General features: G+C 59.4%; 21 protein-coding genes. 11 read left to right on the forward strand and 10 right to left on the reverse strand.

Going from position 1 to position 22,968, the window contains the following annotated elements; translation table 11 throughout:
- Positions 1-68 precede the first annotated feature (68 nt).
- Positions 69-614: a transcription elongation factor GreB gene (gene greB, locus VVD49_RS14740; RefSeq protein ID WP_327599936.1), complete on the forward strand. Its 546-nt coding sequence runs from the start codon at positions 69-71 to the stop codon at positions 612-614.
- 21 nt (positions 615-635) lie between these two features.
- Here greB and VVD49_RS14745 read toward each other — a convergent pair whose 3' ends face one another.
- Positions 636-2,504 carry an ATP-binding protein gene (locus VVD49_RS14745; protein ID WP_327599937.1) on the reverse strand — a complete coding sequence of 623 codons (1,869 nt, stop codon included), beginning with the start codon at positions 2,502-2,504 and terminating at the stop codon, positions 636-638.
- 94 nt (positions 2,505-2,598) lie between these two features.
- Here VVD49_RS14745 and htpG point away from each other — a divergent pair, with 94 nt between their 5' ends.
- The gene (htpG, locus tag VVD49_RS14750) at positions 2,599-4,512 is read left to right on the forward strand and encodes a molecular chaperone HtpG (RefSeq protein WP_327599938.1); all 1,914 of its coding nucleotides are present in this window, start codon (positions 2,599-2,601) and stop codon (positions 4,510-4,512) included.
- A 79-nt stretch (positions 4,513-4,591) separates the two neighbouring features.
- Here the strand turns inward: htpG and VVD49_RS14755 are convergent, their stop codons facing one another.
- Together VVD49_RS14755 and VVD49_RS14760 are read right to left on the reverse strand one after the other, a co-directional pair.
- Positions 4,592-4,873, reverse strand: a complete 282-nt coding sequence (locus VVD49_RS14755) for a SemiSWEET transporter (protein WP_327599939.1) — start codon at positions 4,871-4,873, stop codon at positions 4,592-4,594.
- Between the two features lie 26 nt (positions 4,874-4,899).
- Positions 4,900-5,460 (reverse strand): HNH endonuclease, encoded by a 561-nt coding sequence (locus VVD49_RS14760; RefSeq protein WP_327599940.1) that lies wholly within the window; start codon positions 5,458-5,460, stop codon positions 4,900-4,902.
- Between the two features lie 195 nt (positions 5,461-5,655).
- Between VVD49_RS14760 and VVD49_RS14765 the strand changes: the two genes are divergently transcribed.
- Positions 5,656-6,276: a hypothetical protein gene (locus tag VVD49_RS14765; RefSeq protein WP_327599941.1), complete on the forward strand. Its 621-nt coding sequence runs from the start codon at positions 5,656-5,658 to the stop codon at positions 6,274-6,276.
- Here VVD49_RS14765 and VVD49_RS14770 read toward each other — a convergent pair.
- A complete protein-coding gene (locus VVD49_RS14770) occupies positions 6,273-6,815 on the reverse strand; it encodes an NUDIX hydrolase (protein WP_327599942.1) in 543 nt (180 codons plus the stop codon). The genes VVD49_RS14765 and VVD49_RS14770 overlap by 4 nt on opposite strands.
- A gap of 236 nt (positions 6,816-7,051) precedes the next feature.
- On the opposite strand from VVD49_RS14770, the gene VVD49_RS14775 reads away from it, so the two are divergent.
- The 5 genes from VVD49_RS14775 to motB all read left to right on the forward strand — a co-directional run bounded on the left by VVD49_RS14775 (position 7,052) and on the right by motB (position 12,483).
- The gene (locus tag VVD49_RS14775; RefSeq protein ID WP_327599943.1) at positions 7,052-9,073 is read left to right on the forward strand and encodes a diguanylate cyclase; all 2,022 of its coding nucleotides are present in this window, start codon (positions 7,052-7,054) and stop codon (positions 9,071-9,073) included.
- A gap of 325 nt (positions 9,074-9,398) precedes the next feature.
- Positions 9,399-9,716, forward strand: a complete 318-nt coding sequence (flhD, locus tag VVD49_RS14780; RefSeq protein ID WP_327599944.1) for a flagellar transcriptional regulator FlhD — start codon at positions 9,399-9,401, stop codon at positions 9,714-9,716.
- A 10-nt stretch (positions 9,717-9,726) separates the two neighbouring features.
- Positions 9,727-10,281: a flagellar transcriptional regulator FlhC gene (gene flhC / locus VVD49_RS14785; RefSeq protein ID WP_327599945.1), complete on the forward strand. Its 555-nt coding sequence runs from the start codon at positions 9,727-9,729 to the stop codon at positions 10,279-10,281.
- A gap of 230 nt (positions 10,282-10,511) precedes the next feature.
- Positions 10,512-11,369: a flagellar motor stator protein MotA gene (motA, locus tag VVD49_RS14790; RefSeq protein ID WP_327599946.1), complete on the forward strand. Its 858-nt coding sequence runs from the start codon at positions 10,512-10,514 to the stop codon at positions 11,367-11,369.
- A 40-nt stretch (positions 11,370-11,409) separates the two neighbouring features.
- Positions 11,410-12,483 (forward strand): flagellar motor protein MotB, encoded by a 1,074-nt coding sequence (gene motB, locus VVD49_RS14795; RefSeq protein ID WP_327599947.1) that lies wholly within the window; start codon positions 11,410-11,412, stop codon positions 12,481-12,483.
- Between the two features lie 70 nt (positions 12,484-12,553).
- On the opposite strand, the gene uxaC is transcribed toward motB, so the two are convergent.
- Complete coding sequence (gene uxaC, locus VVD49_RS14800) at positions 12,554-13,960, reverse strand: glucuronate isomerase (protein ID WP_327599948.1); 1,407 nt, start codon at positions 13,958-13,960, stop codon at positions 12,554-12,556.
- 397 nt (positions 13,961-14,357) lie between these two features.
- On the opposite strand from uxaC, the gene VVD49_RS14805 reads away from it, so the two are divergent.
- The gene (locus VVD49_RS14805) at positions 14,358-15,833 is read left to right on the forward strand and encodes a GGDEF domain-containing response regulator (RefSeq protein ID WP_327599949.1); all 1,476 of its coding nucleotides are present in this window, start codon (positions 14,358-14,360) and stop codon (positions 15,831-15,833) included.
- Positions 15,834-15,896: 63 nt separating this feature from the next.
- Here the strand turns inward: VVD49_RS14805 and VVD49_RS14810 are convergent, their stop codons facing one another.
- The 3 genes from VVD49_RS14810 to uxuA form a co-directional block, all read right to left on the reverse strand.
- Positions 15,897-18,140 carry a substrate-binding domain-containing protein gene (locus VVD49_RS14810; protein WP_327599950.1) on the reverse strand — a complete coding sequence of 748 codons (2,244 nt, stop codon included), beginning with the start codon at positions 18,138-18,140 and terminating at the stop codon, positions 15,897-15,899.
- A 159-nt stretch (positions 18,141-18,299) separates the two neighbouring features.
- Complete coding sequence (locus VVD49_RS14815; protein ID WP_327599951.1) at positions 18,300-19,166, reverse strand: SDR family oxidoreductase; 867 nt, start codon at positions 19,164-19,166, stop codon at positions 18,300-18,302.
- A 96-nt stretch (positions 19,167-19,262) separates the two neighbouring features.
- Complete coding sequence (gene uxuA, locus VVD49_RS14820) at positions 19,263-20,318, reverse strand: mannonate dehydratase (protein ID WP_327599952.1); 1,056 nt, start codon at positions 20,316-20,318, stop codon at positions 19,263-19,265.
- A 178-nt stretch (positions 20,319-20,496) separates the two neighbouring features.
- On the opposite strand from uxuA, the gene VVD49_RS14825 reads away from it, so the two are divergent.
- The gene (locus tag VVD49_RS14825) at positions 20,497-21,165 is read left to right on the forward strand and encodes a GntR family transcriptional regulator (RefSeq protein ID WP_327599953.1); all 669 of its coding nucleotides are present in this window, start codon (positions 20,497-20,499) and stop codon (positions 21,163-21,165) included.
- An 82-nt stretch (positions 21,166-21,247) separates the two neighbouring features.
- On the opposite strand, the gene VVD49_RS14830 is transcribed toward VVD49_RS14825, so the two are convergent.
- Positions 21,248-22,081 carry a flagellin N-terminal helical domain-containing protein gene (locus VVD49_RS14830; RefSeq protein WP_327599954.1) on the reverse strand — a complete coding sequence of 278 codons (834 nt, stop codon included), beginning with the start codon at positions 22,079-22,081 and terminating at the stop codon, positions 21,248-21,250.
- A 139-nt stretch (positions 22,082-22,220) separates the two neighbouring features.
- Between VVD49_RS14830 and VVD49_RS14835 the strand changes: the two genes are divergently transcribed.
- A complete protein-coding gene (locus tag VVD49_RS14835) occupies positions 22,221-22,490 on the forward strand; it encodes a hypothetical protein (RefSeq protein ID WP_327599955.1) in 270 nt (89 codons plus the stop codon).
- A gap of 52 nt (positions 22,491-22,542) precedes the next feature.
- On the opposite strand, the gene VVD49_RS14840 is transcribed toward VVD49_RS14835, so the two are convergent.
- Positions 22,543-22,968, reverse strand: a 426-nt coding sequence (locus tag VVD49_RS14840) for a flagellin (RefSeq protein WP_327599956.1), incomplete at its 5' end; no start/stop codon positions are given.

Genomic DNA, 22,968 nt, shown 5'->3' on the forward strand with positions numbered 1-22,968 from the left:
GCGATAGCACCGGTGTCATTCTTTTGTCACCCGATACAATTGCGCATCATCTCGTTGCGGCAGCAGTCATGAACAAGGCTTTTACCAAAGAAAGTGAACAGGAAGATGACGAAGAGCTAGAGGCTCCCGGTCTTCCGGCGGGTACGCGCAACTACATGACGCGTACCGGTTTCAATCGCCTCAAGGCCGAACTGGATCACTTGCTGCGTACCGAGCGGCCCGAGGTCGTGCAGATCGTCTCCTGGGCTGCATCGAATGGAGATCGCTCGGAGAATGGCGATTACATATATGGCAAGCGCCGCCTCCGCGAAATCGACCGGCGCATCCGCTTCCTGATCAAGAGACTCGAGACGGCAACGGTCGTCGACCCGACTGAACAAGAGAACATCGATCAGGTGTTCTTCGGTGCAACCGTGCGTGTGGCCGACGTAGATGGTGAGGAGGCGGAATACCAGATCGTGGGTGTCGATGAAGCCAACGCTTCGGAAGGGCGCATCAGCTGGATTTCGCCAATGGCCACCGCACTGTTGAAAGCGCGTGAAGGCGACACCATCAAGGTGCCTACGCCAGCCGGGCCGCGTGAGCTGGACGTCGTCGGTATCCGCTACATCTGAAGCGGGCTGTCTGGCGCCGTACTACATCCGGGTTTCGGGTCCCAACGGCACTTCGCGGCGCCGGCGTCGCACGACGGATACCCGATGCGGCAGCGTGAAGATGAATCGCGCGCCTTCGCCAGGGCTGGATTCCGCCCAGATCCTGCCGCCGTGCCGCTCAATGATGCGGCGCACCGAAGCCAGCCCGATGCCCGTGCCGCCAAAACCCTGATCGCCATGCAATTGCTGGAACGGCTGGAACAGCCGCTTGGCGTGAGCCATGTCGAAACCGACGCCGTTGTCGGCAATCGAGTAATTCATACAATCCGGCGTAGGGTGGGCGGTGATCGTGATTTCGCCGACAGACTCGCCGCGCGTGAATTTCCAGGCGTTGTGCAGGAGATTGGATAGCGCGTTGCGTAGCAAGGCTTCGTCGCCTTCGGCTTGTAGTTCCGGTTGCAGATGCAGTTTGACGACCCGGTCTGGTTCGGCGATACGCAGCTCTTCGAAAAGGTCGCTGACCAGATTGCTCAGCTGTACCGGGCGTACATTCAGCGGGCGGCGCGAAACGTTGGCGAGATTGAGCAACTCGTCGATCAGCTCGCCCATGCGCACACTGGCGCGACCGATGCGCGCGAGATAGTCCTTGCCCTGTGCATCGAGCTTGTCGCCACTGTCTTCCAGCAAGGCGTGGGCGAAGCCATTGATGGCGCGCAGGGGCGTGCGCAGATCATGCGAGACGGAGTAACTGAAGCCGACCAGATCGCGGTTGGATTGCTCCAGCTCCGCAGTCCGCCGGCTGACCCGCTCTTCCAGCGAGGTGTTGATTTCACTCAGTTCGGCGCGATCGAGTTCGCGTTGTCGGGTGTCGTGGAAGATGATCCAGCCCGTGAGCGCGAGGAGGCTGATCAGCAGACAGCCTCCCACCACAACGCGGTTGCGCATTTCGAAATAGTTGGCCAAGGCCCCGTCTTGTGGGCGTGAAATGCCGACCAGCAATGGGTAATGGCTGAGGCGACGATAGGCCGTGATGTGTGGCACGCCGTCGATCTGCATGGCGCCACTGAACACCAGGGAGCGCGACTGATCACTGCTTTGGGTAGAGCTACCGAAGATGGGGGCCGACGATTGATCCGAACCCATCAAGGCGTCAACGGTCGGGTAGCGCAACAGCAGGCGCCCGTCGCTGGATAGCAGGCTGATCGTGTCGCGTGGCGCGAACTGGATGTCGTGATAGAACTGCTCGAAATAGCGGGTGCTGATGAGCCCACTGGCAATACCGATCAGCTTGCCGCCGATGCCCGTGATGCCTTGTTCGACGGGGATGAACCATTCCTTGCCATCTTGCGTGTTGAGGCGAATCGGCAGGCCGATGCGCATGCCTGCGTCCGGCATGCTGCGCCAGGCCGGAACGGCAACAGGCGGATAGTTCGCGGCTGCGCGCAACCACGGTTGCTGCACGAGGAGCAAGGGTTGGCCATGCGCATCCGTGATGGACAGGGCTGCCGCGTGGGGGGCCGATTTGAGCCAGTTGCGGGCGTAAGTGCTGAGCGTGTCGACCGATGCCTGGCTGATGCGGGGTTCGTTGTCGAGCAAGCGGGTGAGAAATTGCAGGCTCGAATCCATGTGGCCAACGGTACGCGCCACGTGCTCTTCCAGGGCTCGCGCCAGACTGACCAGTTCGGTTTGCTGGCGGGCGAGCTCACGTTGGCGGTCGCGCGCGACCAGTGCCCAGACACTGATAACGATGACGATGAAAATCAGCGCGTAGCTGCCGAAGAACAGCAGCGCCAGGCGCTGACCGGGCGCGGCGACCGGACGCGGGTGTAACGGAGCGCGCAATGAGAGTGGCGCGGAGGTGGGCTTGCGTCCGGTGCTGGCAGGAGGGAGATCCGCTTGCGGGGCGTTCATGAATGCCTGTTGACCGCTCTTGAAATGGGTGAAAACTGCCCAATATTACGTCGGTCTTCCAACTTTACCTCCACAGAATAAAAGGAGCTTTTCCATGTCCGAGACCTCTCAAGTCGAAAAACGCGGCTTCCAGGCCGAGGTGAAGCAGCTGCTGCATCTCATGATCCACTCGCTCTACTCCAATCGCGAGATTTTCCTGCGTGAGCTGGTTTCCAACGCGTCGGATGCCTGCGACAAGCTGCGCTTTGAATCCCTCGACAATGCCGCATTGTTCGAGAGCGATCCCGACCTGAAGATCCGCGTCGCCTTCGACAAGGCCTCGCGCACGCTGACGATTTCCGACAACGGTATCGGCATGAGCCGTGACGAAGCGGTCAATCACCTTGGCACGATCGCCAAGTCCGGCACCAAGGACTTCTTCTCGAAGCTTTCCGGCGACAAGCAGAAAGACGCCAACATGATCGGCCAGTTCGGCGTTGGCTTCTACTCGGCCTTCATCGTGGCCGACAAGGTCACCGTCATGACGCGCCGTGCTGGTCTCGGTGCTGAAGCAGGCGTGAAGTGGGAATGCTCGATGGCCGGTGACGAAGCCGGCGAGTACACCGTCGAGACGTATACCAAGGCGCAACGCGGCACTGATATCGTCCTGCATCTGCGCGAAGGTGAAGACGACCTGTTGTCCGGCTACAAGCTGCGCAACATCATCCGCAAGTATTCCGACCACATCCTGCAACCCATCGTCATGCAGAAGGAAGAGTGGGATGCGGAGAAGGCCGAGCAAGTGCTCAAGGACGAAGACGAAACCGTCAATCAGGCCAATGCGCTGTGGGCTCGCTCGAAGAACGACATCACGGAAGACGAGTACAAGGCTTTCTACAAGCACGTCTCGCATGACTACGACGAGCCACTCGCCTGGTCACATGCACGCGTAGAAGGTCGTCACGAATATACGCAACTGCTCTACGTGCCGAAGCACGCGCCGTTCGACCTGTGGGACCGCAATCCACGCCATGGCCTGAAGCTGTATGTGCGCCGCGTCTTCATTATGGACGACGCCGAAAAGCTGCTGCCGCACTACATGCGCTTCGTGCGTGGTGTCGTTGATTCGGCAGACCTGCCGCTCAACGTTTCGCGTGAAATCCTGCAGGAGAGCAAGGACGTCGACACCATTCGTGGCGGTTGCACGAAGCGCGTACTCGGGATGCTCTCGGACCTCGCCGAGAACGAGAAGGAAAAGTACGCCGAGTTCTGGAAGGAGTTCGGCAAGGTGCTGAAGGAAGGCCTCGGCGAAGACTTCAGCAACAAGGACAAGCTCGCCGGCCTGATGCGCTACGCCTCGACGCAAACCGACACGCCGGAAGAAACCGTGTCGCTGGCCGACTACGTGTCACGCATGAAGGAAGGTCAGGACAAGATTTACTACGTCACGGCAGATAGCTTCAACGCAGCGAAGAACAGCCCGCACCTTGAAGTCTTCCGCAAGAAGGGCATCGAAGTGCTGCTGCTCTCCGAGCGCGTAGACGAATGGGCGATCAGCCAGCTCACGGAATTCGAAGGCAAGCAGGTCGTGTCAGTCGCCAAGGGCGATCTCGATCTCGGCAAGCTGGAAGACGAGGAAGAGAAGAAGAAGGTCGAAGAGCAGGCCGAAGAATTCAAGCCATTGCTCGAGAAGATCAAGGCCACGCTTGGTGAGCGCGTGAAGGAAGTGCGCGTGACGCATCGCCTCACCGACAGCCCGGCTTGCCTGGTGGTCGATGAGCACGAGATGGGCATGAACCTCGCGCGCATGCTCAAGGCGGCGGGCCAGAACGTACCGAGCTCGGCACCGATTCTCGAGATCAACCCCGAGCATCCGGTGGTGGCAAAGCTGGGCGGTGAAGACGCGCGCTTCGATGATCTGGCATCCGTGCTGTTCGATCAGGCGCTGCTGGCAGAAGGCGGCACGCTCGATGATCCAGCGACCTTCGTCAAGCGCATGAACCAGCTGATGCTGGATATGAGCAAGTAATCGATTGATGCACACATCTGACGCGCAGTAAAAATGAAAGGGCCGCAGATGCGGCCCTTTTTTTATTGATGCCTTCTGTCTATCCGAAGCGGATTTTCATGATCAGGATGAAGCTGGCCAGGCTCAACGTAATGGCATTGGCGATGATCACCGGCCAGGCATGCAAGCTGATCCCGTACACCAGCCAACACGCGACACCTACTACGAAGACGCTGTACATGCCGAGTGAGATGCCGTGCGCAGACCGGGTTTTCCAGGTCAGCCAGGCTTGTGGAACGAAGGCGGAGGTGGTGAGGGTTGCGGCTAGATAGCCGATCGGGTCGGCAAACTGGAGGATGAGCTGTTCGAACGAAAAGAGCATGGGGGCAGGTGGTTGTTTGCGGCGTCTCAGCAACTTCGCCATCGGCTTTGCGCCGGCAGATGTCGGGCGAGAAAGTCCATCTGGTCGGCCAGGATGTGACGGTTCGAGAGGATAAGGTACTCGGCCTTGTTTGGCACATAAGGCGCAAACAACAGGAGCATGCGTGCTTGCTCTGGCGTACGGCCGGCCTTGCGTTGGTTGCAGCTGCGGCATGCGGTTACCACGTTCATCCAGGTGTCGGGGCCACCTTGGGAAACGGGCTTGATGTGGTCTCGGGTCAGGCGCTGGGTACTGAATTCGTCACCGCAATAACCGCAGATCTGGCGATCGCGATGGAAGAGTTCGCGGTTTGAAAGGGGAGGTGTCTGGTGCAGGCAGCGGGCGTTGAGGGCTTTGCCGCGGATGGCGATGATGCTGTTGGCGGTGATTTCGGACCGCTGACCGGTAATGCGGGAATGGCCGCCGATGAAGGTGAAGCATTCTTCTCCGGCATCCCAGGCGACGAGGTTCTTGGCGTAGTAGAAGAGGGCGTGTTGCCAGGTGACCCAGCGATGCGGCTGACCGTACATGTCCAGTGTGAGGATCATGGGTCGTCGATCACGGATGATGGGACGAATGTCTGGGCGCAGTTCGGTGTGTAGCATGTCGATGCCGTTTCCCGTTAGGTGCTGTCTCGCTCTGGTTCTGCTTCTTACTGTTGTACCTTGTTCCTGATAGCTTGGTCTGGCCTCAGCTTATACGCTTATCGGCGCTTCTATCAACCACATTGCCAACACAAGTCGATGTCATTCCCGTCAATTCCGAACTGGTGTCGCATTCTGGGCTGGGGTCTGCTGGCTTCACTTGTGCTGCATTGGGTGGCATTTGACCTGATGCGTTCTGCGGCGTGGACGTCGCATGGTCCCAGCATGCCGACGCTGCAGGTGAGTCTGAAAGAGGCCTCGGGTGACCCGCTACACCAGCCGGAGGTGTCCGTAACGGCAGGAGCATCCGCCAGGCCAACGGTCAAGCCAGCGCGGCAAGCGGATGTGGGTCGCCCTGCCGCCAGGCTGTCGTCATCGGTCGGTGCTGCGCAACCAGCCGCTGCGGCAGTCCCGACACCGTTTGTTCAGCCCGCGGGTGTGCGCAGCGGTCGATCGGCGGAGGCGATGGTGGCGATGCGCTTGTCGATAGCGGAGTCCCTGATCGGCCTGTACGGCAAATCGTTTTCGCTACCGCAGGCAGTGCTGCTGATGTGCGATTTCGATGAAGGCGGGCATCTAGTGGCAGTGCGCGACACGTCGGGCACTGCGCAGCCAGGGCTGCCGATCATGGCAAGGCGTGCCATCGAGCAGGTTGTCTTGCCCGCTGCTTTGATGGGGCAAGCGTTTTCGCTGGATCTGTTGCTGGAGCCGGGCGGCTAGAAGCTGGTTTGTGGGGCCAGATCGTAAGTGCGGAAGTGAAAATCACGCTTGGCCCTGTCAGCGAAAAACTGGCGCAAGGCCAGCGAGACTGAACGGAACGCAATGTCGTCCCAAGGGATACTGGCTTCGTCGAACAAGGCCACTTCCAGTGATTCCTCGCCTGCGGCAAACACCGGCTCTGGCAGCCGTGCACGGTAGAACATGTGCACCTGACCGATGTGCGCAATATTCACCAGCGTATAGAGCTCGATCAACTCCACGCGGGCGCAGGCTTCTTCGCGGGTTTCGCGCAGGGCCGCTTCGGCCGTGGTCTCGGCCATTTCCATGAAACCGGCGGGCAGCGTCCACATTCCGCGACGCGGTTCGATTGCGCGACGGCACAGCAGGATTTTCCCTTCCCACTCGGCGAGCGCGCCAACCACCATCTTCGGATTGATGTAGTGGATCGTGCCACATTGATCGCAGACATCACGGAGCGCGGTATCGCCTTCCGGGATTCGTTGCTTCACTGTTGCGCCGCAGTTCGAACAGAAGTTCATGGGAGTGTTTCAGGCTGCTTTCGCCAGCGCGTGAAGGGGCTTTGATTCTAACTGATGGCTTGTCTACGCGCCCGCAGGGCGGGGCTCGTTTATGGCTCAAGACCCTGCAAGGCAGGCCGTTAATCTGGATTGTTGTGCAGCAGCATTGATCTTCACTGGCCGCTGGCGACTGGCTTGCAAGAAGGCCAGCACAGAGGCCCATCAGCACCCGCATGCCGGGGAACAGGTTGGACAATATGGCACCCCCGATCAACACCGCGCACTTCGAGCAACTCAAGGCTTCAGGAGATCTGCCATCGCCCAAAGGCGTGGCACTGGCCATCATGCGGCTCACGTCGCAAGACGACGTGTCGATGGCCGAACTCGCTCGCATCATCCGTACCGATCCGGCATTCGTCGGTCGTCTCATCAAAGCGGCAAATGGCGTGATTGGCTATGGCCGCCGCCCGATCGCTTCCGTGCAGGACGCGCTGACCGTGTTGGGCATGCCAGCGATCCGTACGATGGCCTTGGGTTTCTCACTCATGACCAACTACAAGTCTGGTGCCTGCGAGGCATTCGACTACGCGGATTACTGGTCTTCTTGCCTTGCCGCAGCTGTCACGACCCAAGCTGTTTGCATGCGTACGCGTGCGGCAGCACCTGACGAAACCTATTGCCTTGGTCTGTTGGCCAGCGTGGGCGAACTGGCGTTGGCGACGCTCTACCCGAAGGAGTATGCGGAAGTACTGCGCGAGGTAAAGGCGAAGCCTGGTCTGCAGATCATCGAGCTGGAGTCGCGGCGTTTCGGCATGAACCACGCCGAGCTTGGCGCAGCCATGCTTGCAGACTGGGGTATGCCGCGCGTGTTTACGGAAGCTGCGTATCACAGCGATGGCCTTGGCGATTGTCCTTTCCCGGATGGCTCGCGCGAGCGCACCCTGACTGAAGCATTGATGATTGCGCGGACCATGGGAGAGCTGTGCCTGACGGCTGAAGCGGCGCGTCCACCTGTCATGCGCAGATTGCTGCAACTCGGCTCACGCCTGTCGTTCGATGAGTCTTCGACGGTTGAACTGTGCGATGGCGTCGCACGCGAATGGGTCGAGTGGGGCGTGTTGCTGAACGTCAAGGCCGAGGCCTTGCCGCCTTTCGAACAAATGAGACGCCAGGCTGCGCAAGTCGACGAGGTGCCTGCTGAACAGGAGGCGCCATCGGACCCTGTTGCTGTGAAGGCGCCTGAGCCTGTCGCACCGGTGGCCGAGGCAATCGTGCGCCCGCTGGTCGCGCCCGCTCCGGAGCCTGCCGGACTCAGTGTCTTGCTGGCGTCGGCGGATGAGGCTGCGAGTGCGGCGCTCAGGCAGCTGTTGCTCAATGCCGGTTACAAAGTGGCGATCGTGCGCGATGTGAGCATGGCGGCCGAGTTCGCTCTGGACTATGAACCTGACATTTTTGTCGTTGACTGGGCGCTGACTGACAAGGGCGGCGAAGAGAGCATTCGTGCCGTACGTGAAACGCGGATTGGACGCGGCATGTTCATCGTCATCCTGAGTGAGCGTCGCGATGAAGAATTCATGGTGCGCGCCTATGGGCTTGGCGTGGATGACGTGCTTTCCAAGCCGGTGAGCCCGCGCCTGTTACTGGCGCGTCTCGAGGCAGGTAAGCGCGTCACGACCATGCACAGCGAGATCGAGCGTGACCGCGAGGAGATCAGGCACTTCGCGGCGGAGCTTGCGGTGAGTAATCGTCGCTTGCAGGAAGTGGCGATGATGGACCCGCTGACCGGCTTCCCGAATCGTCGTTTCTTTGTTGATCGCCTGCTGCAGGAATGGGCGGCGTCGACGCGAAACAAGCGCCCTCTGTCATGCGTGATCGTTGACGTCGACAACTTCCGCATCATCAACGATACCTACGGACATGAAGTGGGTGATTCAGTGCTGCGGCAAATATCTACGGCCATGCGCGATGTGCTGCGCTCTCACGACGTGGTGGCGCGTACGGGGGGAGATGAGTTTCTCGTGATGTGCCCGGATACGCCGCTGGAGGCCGCCCAGGCGTGTGCCGAGCGCTTGCGCGCGGCGGTGGAGGGGGCCGAGATCGTTTCCGGCATGCTCAACCTCAAGCTCACGGTCAGCGTGGGCCTCGCAGCACGCGACGCTTCGATCGGTGACACGGACGCGCTGGTGCGTCGGGCCGAGCAGGGACTACAGACCGCCAAGCAGGCTGGACGCAACCGCGTGTCAGGCGTGCAACTGCGCCCGCATGTGGCTGGGGCATGATTCAGGGCGTTCTCCTGCCTTGCAGGTGGCCCCCGCGACGATAAAAATATATTTTAATAAACAGTTATTTACGTAACTTTTATTTTTTTTCCTAAAGCCACCTACGGGTTTCGCCGTAGTGTTGGCAGACATCTGAAAACCATCTTCCTTCTTGCCAGATTACAGGGCGAGGATAACCCTTGTAGGACAAGCTCCTACAATGGGTTGTTCTCGCCTTGCTACATCATTTTCCGCGTGACCCTGATTGGAGGACGTTGCCCTTGTGGGAACAATGCACTCCATGGCGTAACACCTTTACGCCGCTGAACAAGCAGAGGGGCCACAAATGACGACATCGAACATCAACGACGAGATCAAGGAACTGAATCTCGCCTACCTCATGTTGGCGCAGCAGATGCTGAGCGCAGATCGCGAAGTAGCCATGTTGAAACTCGGTGTCGGTGAAGACGTGGCTGACATGATCAGCAAGCTGTCGCCAGGCCAGATCCTGCGCATGGCGACCGGCGACATGCTGATCTGCCAGTTCCGCTTCGATGACACTCTCCTGCTGAACCTCCTGTCCAACCACGATCGCGACAATCAGGCTGCGCGCATCCACGCAACCATCCTGGCAGCAGCAACGCCAGTTGGCCACATCGCCTGAGGAGAATGACATGCGTATGAAAAGCCTCGTCCAGGATGCCCGCGAAACCCAGCTCGCTATGGAAATGATTGAGCTCGGTGCGCGCATGCAGATGCTCGAATCCGAAACCGGCCTGTCGCGTGAGCGCCTGCTCAAGCTGTACAAGGAAATCCGTCAGGAATCACCACCGAAGGGCATGCTGCCTTTCTCGACTGACTGGTTCATTCCATGGCAGCAGAACGTGCACGCATCTCTGTTCATGTCGTTCCGCGGCTTCATCACCAAGAACACCAAGCTCAGCGGCCTGGATGCAACGTTGAAGGCCTTCCGTATGTATCGTGACCACGTGGTCTCGAACGATCTGGATCAAGTGCTGAGCTTGACCCGTGCCTGGACGCTGGTGCGTTTCTTCGAGGCGAAGATGCTGCAACTGGCTTGCTGTACGAAATGCACGGGCGGTTTCGTGGCGCATGCATACGATCCTACCCAAGGCTATGTCTGCGGTCTGTGCCACATCCCGGCTCGCGCTGGCAAGGGCAAGCGTGCAACGGCTCGCGTGACCGACGATCTCAAGATTGCTGTCTGATGGTGACAATGCATCGAATGTAGTCTCTCTCCTGTCTGACCTCCTCCCTGCATTGCGGGGAGTTACGAACCGCCGGCTTGTCTGGCGGTTTTTTTGTCTACTGCTCCATCGTTGCAAGAGGCCGTCAGGTGTTCTGGTTTTCTTAAGTTTGCAGATGTGGTGCCGATACCCAACAGGGACAGGCAATATTTTCTCAGGCGCTGCATTCACTCGTTGCGGGATCAAAAAAGATGTTTTTGATAATTGGCTACGTCGTCATTCTCGCGGCAGCGTTGGGCACGTACTCGGTTCACGGCAGTCTTGCCTCGTTGTGGGTGCCTATGGAGTACATCGCCATCGTCGGTTTGACGATAGGGGGCTTCATTGCAGGCAACGGTCCGAAGGCGATCAAGGCGACGGTAGGGGCGCTGCCGAAAGTCTTCAAGGGCTCCGGCAAGAACAAGGCCCTCTATGTAGATGTGCTGGCCATGATGTTCGAGATCCTGGCCAAGGTCCGCAAGGAAGGCTTGATGTCGATCGAGAACGACATCGAGAACCCGGAAAGCAGTGCGATTCTGTCCAAGTACCCAAATTTCCTGCATGACCACCACGCGGTTGAGTTCCTCACCGACTATCTGCGCATGATGGTAGGCGGCAATCTCAATGCCTTTGAGCTCGAGAACCTGATGGATGTGGAAATCGAGACTCACCATCACGAGGCGCACCAGGCGCCGCACATCGTTGCCAAGGTGGGGGACGCGACACCTGCATTCGGTATCGTGGTTGCGGTGATGGGCGTGGTGAACGTGATGGGCTCGGTGGGCGAGCCTCCTGCAGTGCTTGGCAAGATGATTGGTGGCGCCTTGGTGGGTACCTTCCTCGGCATCTTGATCGCGTATGGATTTGTGGCGCCGGTTGCCAGCCAGCTTGAACAGATCGTGGAAGAGGACGGCAAGCTCTACCAGTGCATGAAGGTCGTGTTGCTTGCCAGCATGAATGGTTATGCGCCGCAGGTGGCCGTTGAATTCGGCCGTAAAGTGCTTTACTCAGGTGATCGCCCTGGCTTCAAGGAGCTGGAAGAAGAGATCAAGAGCCGCAAGGGCAAGTGATCCGGCTCTTCTTATCCTCAAGAATCACTGACTGCGGACCATGGCCGATAACAATCAGCAACCCATCGTTGTAAAACGCATCAAGAAGGGCGGCGGCGGTGCGCACGGCGGCGCGTGGAAAATTGCCTACGCCGACTTCGTGACGGCCATGATGGCTTTCTTCCTGTTGATGTGGTTGTTGGGTTCCACCACAAAGGGTGACCTCAAAGGTATTGCCGATTATTTCCAGAACCCCTTGCGGCTGTCCTTGAATGGCGGCCCGGGTACGGGGGCATCCGCTTCGCCGCTGGAAGGCGGGGGATCGGATCTGACCAAGACCATCGGAGATTCTGCACGGAGTGATTTCAAGCAGAAGCGAGTGATGTCCAAGATCATCGTGACGCCGCCGGAGCAAACGCAGAACACAAAATTTGCGGTGGACAAGGGCAAGAACTTCGATGTGCCTGATGCGATTCCGGACAGCAAGAAGATGGAGGTGGAAAGGGTTGAGCGTAGCCGCCTGCAGGAGCTGAAGGAGCGTATTGAAGCCATCATCGAGGCTAGCCCCGATCTCCGGCAGTTCAAGAATCAGCTATTGCTCGACATGACGCCGGATGGCCTGCGCGTCCAGATTGTCGACGAACAGAATCGCCCGATGTTTGATACCTCCAGCGCGGAGTTGAAGCCCTATACGCGAGTGATCCTGCGCGCGCTCGGGCAGGAGTTGAATCGCTTTGGCAGTCGGTTGAGTATTTCGGGCCACACCGATGCGGCGCAGTACGCTGGCAGCGCGGCTGGGTTTTCAAACTGGGAGCTTTCTGCCAACCGTGCGAACGCGGCACGCCGAGAGCTCATTGTCGGCGGGCTGGACAAGGAGCGGATCATTCGCGTGCTTGGTCAGGCTTCCATCCTGCCGCTAGATAGAAGCGACCCCTTCAGCGCGGCCAATCGACGCATCAGCATCGTGGTGCTGAATCATCGTGCCGAAGAGGACATCATGAACGAGGGCGTCCGGGAAAACTCCGCTGGCATGGCCCCTCCTTCCGAGCCGCTTCCTTCCGGGCCGCGCACAATCCCGCAGGTGGGCGGCTTGCCTCCACGTGGTTCCGCGCCGTCAGGGCCACCCCAGCGGTAGAAGGCCGGCCGCAACAAAAAAAGCCCTGGCGCTTTCGCGACCAGGGCTTTTTCTTGCCAACCCAGAAACATCAGCCGAGCTGGAAATAACGCTCCGCGTTGTTGTAGCAGATATCTTCCACTGCAGTCTTCAGCAACTTCCAGTCTTGCGGATACTCGCCGTTCTCGACCCAGCCACCAATGAGGTTGCACAGGATGCGGCGGAAGTATTCGTGACGTGTGTATGACAGGAAACTGCGCGAGTCGGTCAGCATGCCGACGAAGGCGCCGAGGTTGCCAAGTTGCGACAACGCCGTCAGCTGACGCAGCATGCCGTCCTTCTGGTCGAGGAACCACCAGCCGGAGCCGAACTGCATCTTGCCCTTGAACTTACCGTCCTGATAGTTGCCGATCATAGTGGCCAGAACCTCGTTGTGCATCGGGTTCAGGTTGTACATGATGGTCTTGGGAAGCAGATCGTCGCCGTCGAGCGCGTCGAGGAAGCGAGCGATCTTGGCGGAGATCAGGTCATCGCTGATCGAGTCCCAGCCTGTGTCCGGGCCGAGGGTCTTGAACATGCGCGTGTTGTTGTTGCGCTGCGCGCCGATGTGCAACTGCATCGCCCAGCCACGACGTGCGTATTCGCGACCGAGGTGCAGCATGATGGCCGTCTTGAACTTGTCGGCCTCCAGCTTCGTCACGGCCGTGTGGCTCATGGCCTTGGCGAGAGTCTGCGACAGTTCGTCTTCCGTCGCCGTTTCGAAGAAGGCGATGTCGATGGCATGGTCGGACAGCTTGCAACCATGTGCAGCGAAATAGTCGAGGCGCGCGTTGAGCGCCTTGAGCAGATCGCCGAAGTTGTTGATGGCGATGCCCGATACGGCGGCGAGCTTGGGGATGTAATCCTGGAAGCCGGCGCGGTCGATGTTGAAGGATTTGTCCGGGCGGAAGGTCGGCAGCATCTTCGACTTGAAGGTGCCGTCGGCGGCTGCAGCCTTGTGGTGCGCCAGATCGTCGATCGGGTCATCGGTCGTGCATACAACGCGCACATTCGAGCGCTGCATCAGGCCGCGTGCGGACAATTCCGGCTTGCTGATCTGTGCGTTGCATACTTCCCACAACTCGTCGGCCGTTGCAGCGCTGACCAGTGTCTTCGTGCCGAAGTAGCGTTGCAGCTCGAGGTGGCTCCAGTGGTAGAGCGGATTGCCCACTCCCATTGGCAGCACTTCGCAGAATTTGCGGAACTTGGCCTGGTCGGGCTGGTTACCGGTGATGAAGTCTTCCGTGACGCCGGATGAGCGCATGAAGCGCCACTTGTAGTGATCGCCGCCGAGCCAGATCTCGGTGATATTGCGGAACTGCTTGTTTTCCGCGACCTCAGCAGGTGGCAGGTGACAGTGGTAGTCAATGATGGGCTGCGGAGCAGCGTATTCGTGGTACAGCTTTTGTGCGGTGGGGGATTCGAGCAGGAAGTGCTCGTCCATGAATGCCTTGGCCATTTTGTGTATCTCCGTTGCCTTGCGGGTGTCGCCGAATTTCAGGTCCACAAGTCTGACTAATTATAGTCGTGGCACTATATGTCTGACAAACCGACAGCGCCTTGATCTGAGTGAAAGAGTGTCACGCCATCCCTCGGCGCTGACAACGCTTTTTTGCTGCTGCAGCAATGTGTCGATGTGTATCAGTTGGGCACCGAGGCATCATGACTTGCAGAAAAATGCCGTTGCTTGCACTGAGCGTCAAAGCGCTCCTGGCCATGGGCTGAGCAGTGAGCATCGCTCCTGGCAGCTGTTGCCAGCAGCGTCACATAAACAATAAATACATAACAAGCGGATGGCGTCTTGCACGGGCGTACATCGCGCGAATCATGAAATCAGTAATTGGAGACTGTGCCTAATGGCTCGAAAGACAAAAGGGGAGAGCGCCTCGAACTGGACCATCCTGCTGGCTGAGGATGATCCGGACTACGCGCAGACCACCGTCACGCTGCTCGAACGGGAAGGGCACACAGTTGTCTGGGCCGACTCGGGCGCCAAGGCGCTGGAAGTACTGCGCTCCCGCCAGATCGATCTGTTGTTGCTTGACTACTTCATGCCCGGCATGACGGGCGAGGAAACCGTTATCGAGCTGCGTAAATTCAACACGAATGTGCAGGTCATCCTGCAAACGGGGTACGCCAGCGAGCAGCCGCCACGTGCCTTGCTCAAGCGCCTTGATATCCAGGGCTACCACGACAAGAGCGAGGGCCCTGAGAAGCTCTTGATGTGGACCGATGTCGGCCTCAAGGCCGCGTATGCCGTCCAGCTATTGCGCAACAGCCGTGAAGGGCTGCGCTTCATCCTCAATGCAACGCCTGAGCTGCACAAGATCCAGCCACTGAACGAACTGCTGCAAGGCATCATCCTGCAGATCTCGGGCCTGCTTGGTAATGTGAATTCCTTTCTCGCCATCAACACCCATGGCAATGGCGTCCAGATTCCCGAAGAACCGAAATCGGAAGGTTTCCTGGCAATGCTGGTTGATGAGACCGAGCTGGCGATCCAGGCGAGTACCGGACGCTTTCATGGCTTCAAGAGCGCGATGGAGTGTCTCAACGAGCAGGAGTTGAGCAACGTACGCACGACGGTGCAGCAGAACGAGATCCGTGCCGTGGATGGAACGACCATCGTGCCGCTCTGTGTGGGCCCGGCCGTCATCGGCGTGGTCTATCTCGATCGTGCGGTGAGCTTGAGCCGCGACCTCGAATTGCTGCAGGTGTTTGCGAATCAGGCTGCGGTAGCGATCCACAACTCGCAGCTATACGAGATGGCAACGCTGGATCCGTTGACGGGTGTTTATGTCCGCCGCTTCTTCGAGCAGTGGCTGCTCCGCGAGTTGCGCGCAGCGTTCCGCAAGAAGTACACCCTGTCCATCCTCATGGTGGATATGGACAAGCTCAAGCAGATCAACGACACCATGGGTCACCTCGGTGGAGATGGTGCGCTGGCGGCGATGGGGAGCGTGCTGCGTCGAGTGCTGCGCGATACGGATATCTGCGGGCGCTATGGCGGTGACGAGTTTGCCATCGTGCTGCACGAGCCCGGCCCGCAAGGCGGCGAGCTGCTGGCCGAAAGGATCCTCGAGTTGCTTCGTAGCGAGAGCGTCGAGGGCCCGAATGGTCGGTGGTCAGTGGCGGGGAGCATCGGCGTGAGCTTGTTGGAAGCACATGACTTTGACGTTGCCGATATTCCGAAACCGATTCCTGCGGCCTATTTCGACGACATGGCCAAGCAGCTGATCGATGCTGCCGACCGGGCCTTGTACAAGGCAAAGCACACTGGGGGGAGCTGTGCCTTCAGCAGCGAGCCTTTGCAGTGGAAGGCTTTTTCATAAGCCTTGCGTGCGAGTCGCAAGAAGTACCGAACGGAGGCTGCGGCCTCCGTTTTTTGTTTCCGCTCAGCTGGGGCGAGCCAGACGTACGATGAAAGTCGTGCCTTGCCCAACCGTGCTGTCGATTTCGATCGAGCCCTTGAAGTCGCCGGTGACGATGTCATTGACGATGGTGAGCCCGAGGCCTGTGCCGTCTCCGAATTTCTTCGTCGAGAACATGGGCTCGAAGATTCGTGGCAACACCTCAGGTGGAATGCCGCTGCCCTGATCCTTGACACGCATCACCACAAAGCGATCTTCCTGCTCGAGCGAGATCTCGATCCTGGCGCCACCATCACGGGCGATGGTGGCAGCGCTTGCGTCGACAGCGTTGGTGATGAGGTTGGTGATGACCTGCGCCAGCCGACCCGGCGAGCCGTGCACCTGCAGATCGTCCGCACGCTTCTGCAGTTCAAGCTTGCAGTTTTTCTCACGCAGGGTGTGGCTGAGCAGCAGGATTGCATCCTGAATGGTCGTCACCACATTGAAATTCACGAGCTGCTGCGAACTCAGATCGCGCGTCTGTGATTTCACGCCACGCACGAAGCCAGCCGCGCGTTCGGCTGCGCCACTGGCGAGGCTGATGGCTTTGGACATCTCGGCGGCAATCTCGCGGTGGTCGTCGTCGTTGACGCTGTCGTCGCCGATCGAGTCGCGGTATTCAGTCACCAGGCTTTCCAGCTCCAGTACTGCTGCGCGTACCGCGGCAAGCGGTGTGTTCATCTCGTGGGCGATGCCTGCTGTGAGGCGACCGAGTGAGGCCATCTTCTCGGCGATCATCAGTTTTTCGCGGCTTTGCTCTTGCTGTTGGGCGCTCAGGACGGTTTCGCGATGCAGGTCCGCATTGTCCATCGCGACAGCAATCTGCTGGGCGATGGCCTGCATCACGGAGACAACTTCAGCATTGAATGCACGCGGGTTGGCGCTTTGCAGGACGAGAATGCCCGTGACATGCGCGCTGGATTTCAAGGGCAACACCAGTTCGGCGTAGCTGCGTTCGCCGTCACCTGCGCCCGCCTCGGTGTGGCCGACCATGTGTTGGCCCGTGCGCAGACATTCAGCGGTCTGGCGGCTTGGGCCGCACGCGTGGTGGCCGCCATTGCCGTCGCTGCTGTTGGCCTTGAGCTGGATGACGGGCTGGCCGTCGGATGCCTCGGTAGTAGGGTCGATCGAATACAGGCTGGCGCAATGCAGGCTGAAACGCCGCGTCAGCAGATTGACGACCTGCTTCATCATTTCGCCGGGCTCGCGGATGCTGCTCACCGCCGAGGAGACGGCGGCGACTGTTTCGAGAATGTTCTGTTGCGTGGAGATCACGGCTTGCTGCAGCACGCGTTGCTCTTCGTGATTCGAAGCAAGGTGCAGGATCAGGCCGGGGATCATCTGCAGGGAGTCCAGTGCCGAGCTGTCGACGCCATCTTCGGTGACGAGCTCGACGTCTACGGGCACGATCTTTGGTACGGCCTCGCCCCGCAGGGCGGCTTCCAGCGTATCGAGCAAGCGCGTGGCGATGAGGCGTGGCAGCTGGCGCACACTGACTTCCATGGTGCGTTCGCGGATGGCCATCAGCGTGCCTGGAATGCCATCGAAACCAGCGACGAGAATTTTCTTCGACAGGCCGCGTTCGAGGATGACATCCATCGCCCCCAGCGCACCTTCGTCGGTAGTGGAAATCACGGCAACGACGTCCGGCGCTTTCTGGAGCACTTCACGCATGAACTGCGCGCCTTGTTCGCGGCGCGAAATCTGCGCAACCCAGTCGAGCATGTTCTCGTAGGCGACTTCGATGCCGGGATAACGAGTCAGGGTCTCGTGGAAGCTGCGCGTTCGGGTTGCGCCAGCGGGGACACGCTCATCGCCACGGAAGTACGCGACCTTGCCGCGCCCTTCGAGATGCTTGAATACGTATTCCGCGACCATTGCCTGACCTTTGGCATTGTCGGAGCCAACGGTGCACAGCAGCCCCTCGTCTTCGAGCGGTGAGTCCAGGCTGATGACGGGGATGCCTGAAGCATGAGCCTTGGCAATGAAGGCAGAGATGCCAGGGTGGTTGCGCGCCATCGGCTTGAGAATGATGGCGTCCATGCCCTTGTCGAGGAGGGCGAACAATTCCGTTGCCTGCTCTTCGACGGTGCGGACCGATACGGTCGTGAACTCCATGCCACGTCGCAGGGCGTCCGTACGCAAGCAGTTTTCGCCCAGCGTCCAAACGAAGGCGCCGGAGCGCGGTTCGAACATTACGAAGCCGACATTGATCTTCTTGTTGTTCACGGCATTGTTCCCAGACGTGGAAAACGGCAGAGACACCGCGGTCTTCGCCGTCGGCACGTGCCGGTTAATGATGGCAGCTAGCCTATCTGCAGGCTCCCATTGTTGTTGCGTAAAGCAGGGGGCGGGATGGCCCCCAATTTGCGCGTAGCGAAGGCGTTGTCAGACGCCCGCATAGGCGGAGAAGCCGCCATCCACTGGAATGATGGCGCCGGTAACGAAGCCCGAGGCCTTGGCTTCGACCAGCCACAGCAGCGCTCCGATCAGTTCCGACGCGTCGCCAAAACGGCGCATCGGCGTCTGCGCGATGACCTTCTGCGCGCGAGGTGTGAAGCTGCCATCTTCTTGCAGCATCAGCTTCTGGTTCTGCTCGGTGATGAAGAAGCCGGGCGCGATGGCATTCACGCGGATGCCGGATTGACCAAGGTGCACCGCCAGCCATTGCGTGAAATTGCTCACCGCGGCCTTGGCGCCGCTGTAGGCCGCAACCTTGGTGAGCGGGCGATAGGCGCTCATGGATGAGATGTTGATGATGCTGCAACCGCTGCGGCCAAGCATCTGCTTCGCGAAGACCTGGCTGGGCAGGAGTGTGCCCATCAGGTTGAGGTCGAAGACGAACTTGAAGCCTTCCATGTCCAGATCGAAGAAGCTGCTTTGCGATGCATCCTTGCCGGCTGTTTCTGCGTCGAAGTACTCCTGGCCGGTGATGCCCTTGGGGTGATTGCCGCCTGCGCCGTTGATGAGGATGTCGCACGGCCCGAGCGTGCTGGCAATGTGTGCGGCGGCGTTCTCGAGAGCTCCGCGATCAAGCACGTCACAGGACATGCCTTGCGCAAAACCGCCGGTGTTGTTGATGGACTCGGCGAGGCGCTCGGCCTTCGCCAGATCACGTCCGATGATCACGACCTTGGCACCGCATTGGGCGAGCGCCCGACACATGGCGGCACCGAGCACGCCGGCACCGCCGGTGACCACGGCGACCTTGTTCTTCAAATCGATATCGAATGGCAGTGGAGCGAAAGCGGTCATGCAGATTCCTTGGTGATGGCAAAGGGTCTGTCGCTCCCGCCGTAGCGGGAGGTCTTCGGGATGAGATGCAGCCGGTGCGCCGTGCTATGGCGTCGGTCAGGCGTGCTCGGCGGGAACGAACTTGGTGATGGCTTCCCACAGGCCGTTCAGATACACGACGCCGAGTGCGCGATCGTAGAGGCCGTAGCCGGGCTTGCCGGTTTCACCCCAGATCATACGGCCGTGGTCAGGGCGTACGTAACCATCGAAGTCAACGTCGTGATACGCCTTCAGGATCTTCGCCATGTCGAGCGAGCCCTCGCATGACAGGTGGGCCGATTCGTAGAAAGTGCCGTCTTCTTCGACTGCGACATTACGCAGGTGGCCGAAGGGGATGCGGCCCATGCCGCCGAACTCGTGCACCAGCGATTCGATGTTGTTGCACAGGTCGGCGCCGAGCGAGCCCGAACACAGCGTGATGCCGTTGGCGGGCGAGTCGACCATCTTCACGAGACGCATCAGGTCATCGCGATTCTTGACGATGCGTGGCAGGCCGAAGATCGGGCGCGGAGGATCGTCCGGATGCATGCCCATGCGCACACCGGCTTCCTCTGCAACGGGGATCATCTTCTTGAGGAAGTACTCGAGATTGGCCCACAACTGTTCCTCGCCGATGTCCTTGTATTCGGCGAGCACCTTCTTGAGTTCTTCGGGTTTGTAGCTGGCATCCCAGCCGGGAAGGGAGATGCCTTGCTCGGGGTCGATCTCCTGCACCTGGCTCGCGTCGAAGGAGAGGGTGGTCGAGCCATCCGGCAGTACGGTGCCGACGCTGGTGCGCGTCCAGTCGAAGACCGGCATGAAGTTGTAGCAGATGACCTTCACGCCCACTGCGGCGCAGTTGCGGATGTTCTGCTGGAAATTGGCGATCAGGCGGTCGCGCGTGGGCTTGCCCTGCTTGATGTCTTCATGAACCGGGATGCTCTCGACGACATCGAATTTCAGGCCGACGGATTCGATGCGCGCCTTGAGCGCTTGCAGCTTATCGATCGGCCAGACTTCGCCGACAGGCACGTCGTAGATCGCCGAAACGATGCTGTGGATGCCAGGAATCTGGCGGATGTATTCGAGCTTGACGGGATCGGTATCGCCATACCAGCGGAAACTCATCTTCATGCTTTCTCTACTCCTTCAGTGCAACCACAAGGCTTGTCGGAACAACTTGTATGGTAGTATAGCAGCGAGCGTGGATTGATCAAGTCTGTCCCGGAATCATAGGTTCTGGCATTCGCGAGGGACGCGAAAGATAAGAGGTGATATGTCTGCTGAACCACAAATGAAGCAACGGCGGTCCATGTCTGTCGCTTCCATTGGCGCGCAGTTGCATGAACAGTTGCGTACCGCCATCGTGACCGGTGAAATCCGCCCCGGGCAGGCTTTGTCCGAGACGGATATCGCGACGCGCTACGAAGTCAGCCGGCAGCCCGTGCGTGAGGCTTTCATCCGTCTTGCACAGGAGCGTCTCGTCGTGGTCCTGCCGCAGCGAGGCACCTTTGTCGTCAAGATCTCCATTCGTGATGTCATGGATGGGCGGTTCGTGCGCGAGGCCATCGAGGTGGCAGTGGTGCGCGAAGCAGCGGCACTGGATGCGCCAGCCAGAGCTGCGCTGGTTGAAATCCTGCGCGACGCAATTGCCCAACAAAGCCAGGTTGCATCCGGTGACAACGCAAGCTTCCTGATGCTCGACGAACACTTTCATCATGCAATCGCCGCAGCTGTACAGCGCGAGCATGCATGGCGTGTGGTGGATCAGATCAAAGCGCAGATGGATCGCGTGCGCTATCTCAGTTTCGATTCAGCCACGCCTGTCTCGAGGCTGATTGCGCAACACCGGGAGATTCTGGATGCCATCGAGGCCGGGCAGCCCGAGGTGGCCGAGTCGGCAATGCGGATGCATCACCACGAAATCCTGCAATCGCTGCCAGAGCTGGCAAAGCGTTACCCGGAGGTTTTTGAAGACTGACAACCATTTGTCATTCTTCAATAGCGGAACGCGGGGATCACCGGTAAGTGATCCCCGCGCGGCGGTAGATGGAGCTACCGCCTTAACCTTGCAGCAGTTGCAATACCTGCTGCGGCAACGCGTTGGCCTGGGCCAACATGGCCGTGCCGGCCTGTTGCAGAATCTGTGAGCGAGACAGATTTGCCGTTTCCATCGCGAAGTCGGCATCAATGATGCGGCCCCGTGCTGCGGACTGGTTTTCCGACGCGATCTGCAGCGAAGAAATCACTGCCTCGGTACGGTTCATCGCGGCGCCGTAACCGGCACGCGCGGTGGTGATGGTGTTGATCGCCGAGTCGAGATTGGTGATCGCGTCGAGCGCTTGCGATGCGGTCGAGATGAAAATCGTGGCCGAATCGACTGCGAGGACAGATGCACGCAGGTCCACCGTGCTGACCGTGACCTGGTCATTGGCTGTCGTGCCGGCGCCCACCTGGAAGGTGAAGGTCGAAGCAGCGCTGTTGAGCAGCTCGACATTGTTGTAGCGCGTTGCCTGGCTGAGGCGGCCGACTTCGTTCGACAGTGCGGTGAATTCAACTGCGAGATTCTGACGGTCACCCGAGTTGAGCGTACCGTTGGCTGCCTGCACGGCCAGCTCACGCATCCGCTGCAAGTTGTCAGAGATCTGCGAAGCACCACCGTCTGCAACCTGCATCAGCGAGATGGCGTCATTGGAGTTGCGGATTGCAACGTTGAAGCCACGCACCTGCGAGTTGATACGTTCCGCGATCGCCAGACCTGCTGCATCGTCCTTGGCGCTGTTGATGCGCAGGCCGGATGACAGCCGTTGCAGCGAAGTTGCCAAAGACTCCTTTGTTCCGTTCAGATTCCGCTGGGCATTGAGAGATGCCACATTGGTGTTGATGGTCATTGCCATGGTTACATTCCTCCATGAATGCATTTAACAAATAATTCCGACGGAAACCTTGGCAAGGCCGCTTCTGCAAATGACTTTGCCATATATGGCAATGACATCTCCGTCAGGCTGAATCGCGGCGCTCTGGCGAGAGGGCTTCGTGATCGGCTCGATACCCATTCAGCAAAGACCGGGCCAGTTTTGCAACGGAGTGGAATTGAAGGGGGTTTGCGCTGCTTTTTTGTTTTCAAAGGCGCAATGGAGGGGGTGTGCGCGTCAAAACATGCCGGGCGCACATACATGTTTCGCCGCTCCGGCATTTTTTGCCGGGCATTTCGGGCAGGCGGCAACGCCGAAGCGAGAGGCGCTGCTGCGCGATGAGATGCGCACACGTGAAAACGCCGCCCACGGCATGACCGGGGCGGCGTAGACGTAAAAAAGCCCGCGTTGTCGCGGGCTTTTCAGACTGCTTCGTTTGCCTATTAGCGCAACAGACTCAAGACTTGCTGCGGCAAGCTGTTCGCCTGCGCCAGCATCGCCGTACCGGCTTGCTGCAGGATCTGGCTACGCGACAGGTTGGCAGTTTCCGACGCGAAGTCCGCATCGACGATTCGCCCACGTGCGGCCGATTGGTTCTCCACTGCAACCTGCAGCGAGGAGACAACCGCCGAGGTGCGATTCAACGCGGCGCCGAAGCGGGCGCGGGTCGTCGTGATCGTATTGATTGCCGAGTCGAGGTTGGTGATCGCAGCCAGCGCCAGCGAAGCGGCGGAGATCTGGATCGAAGCGGAGTCGATGGCCAGCGTCGATGCGCGGATATCGGTCGTGCTCACGGTGATCTGGTCGTTGGTCGTCGTGCCGGCGCCCACCTGGAAGGTGAGGGTCGAACCGCTGTTGAGCAGATTGAC

The sequence above is a fragment of the Uliginosibacterium silvisoli genome (assembly GCF_036017035.1).
GTDB lineage: Bacteria > Pseudomonadota > Gammaproteobacteria > Burkholderiales > Rhodocyclaceae > Viridibacterium > Viridibacterium silvisoli.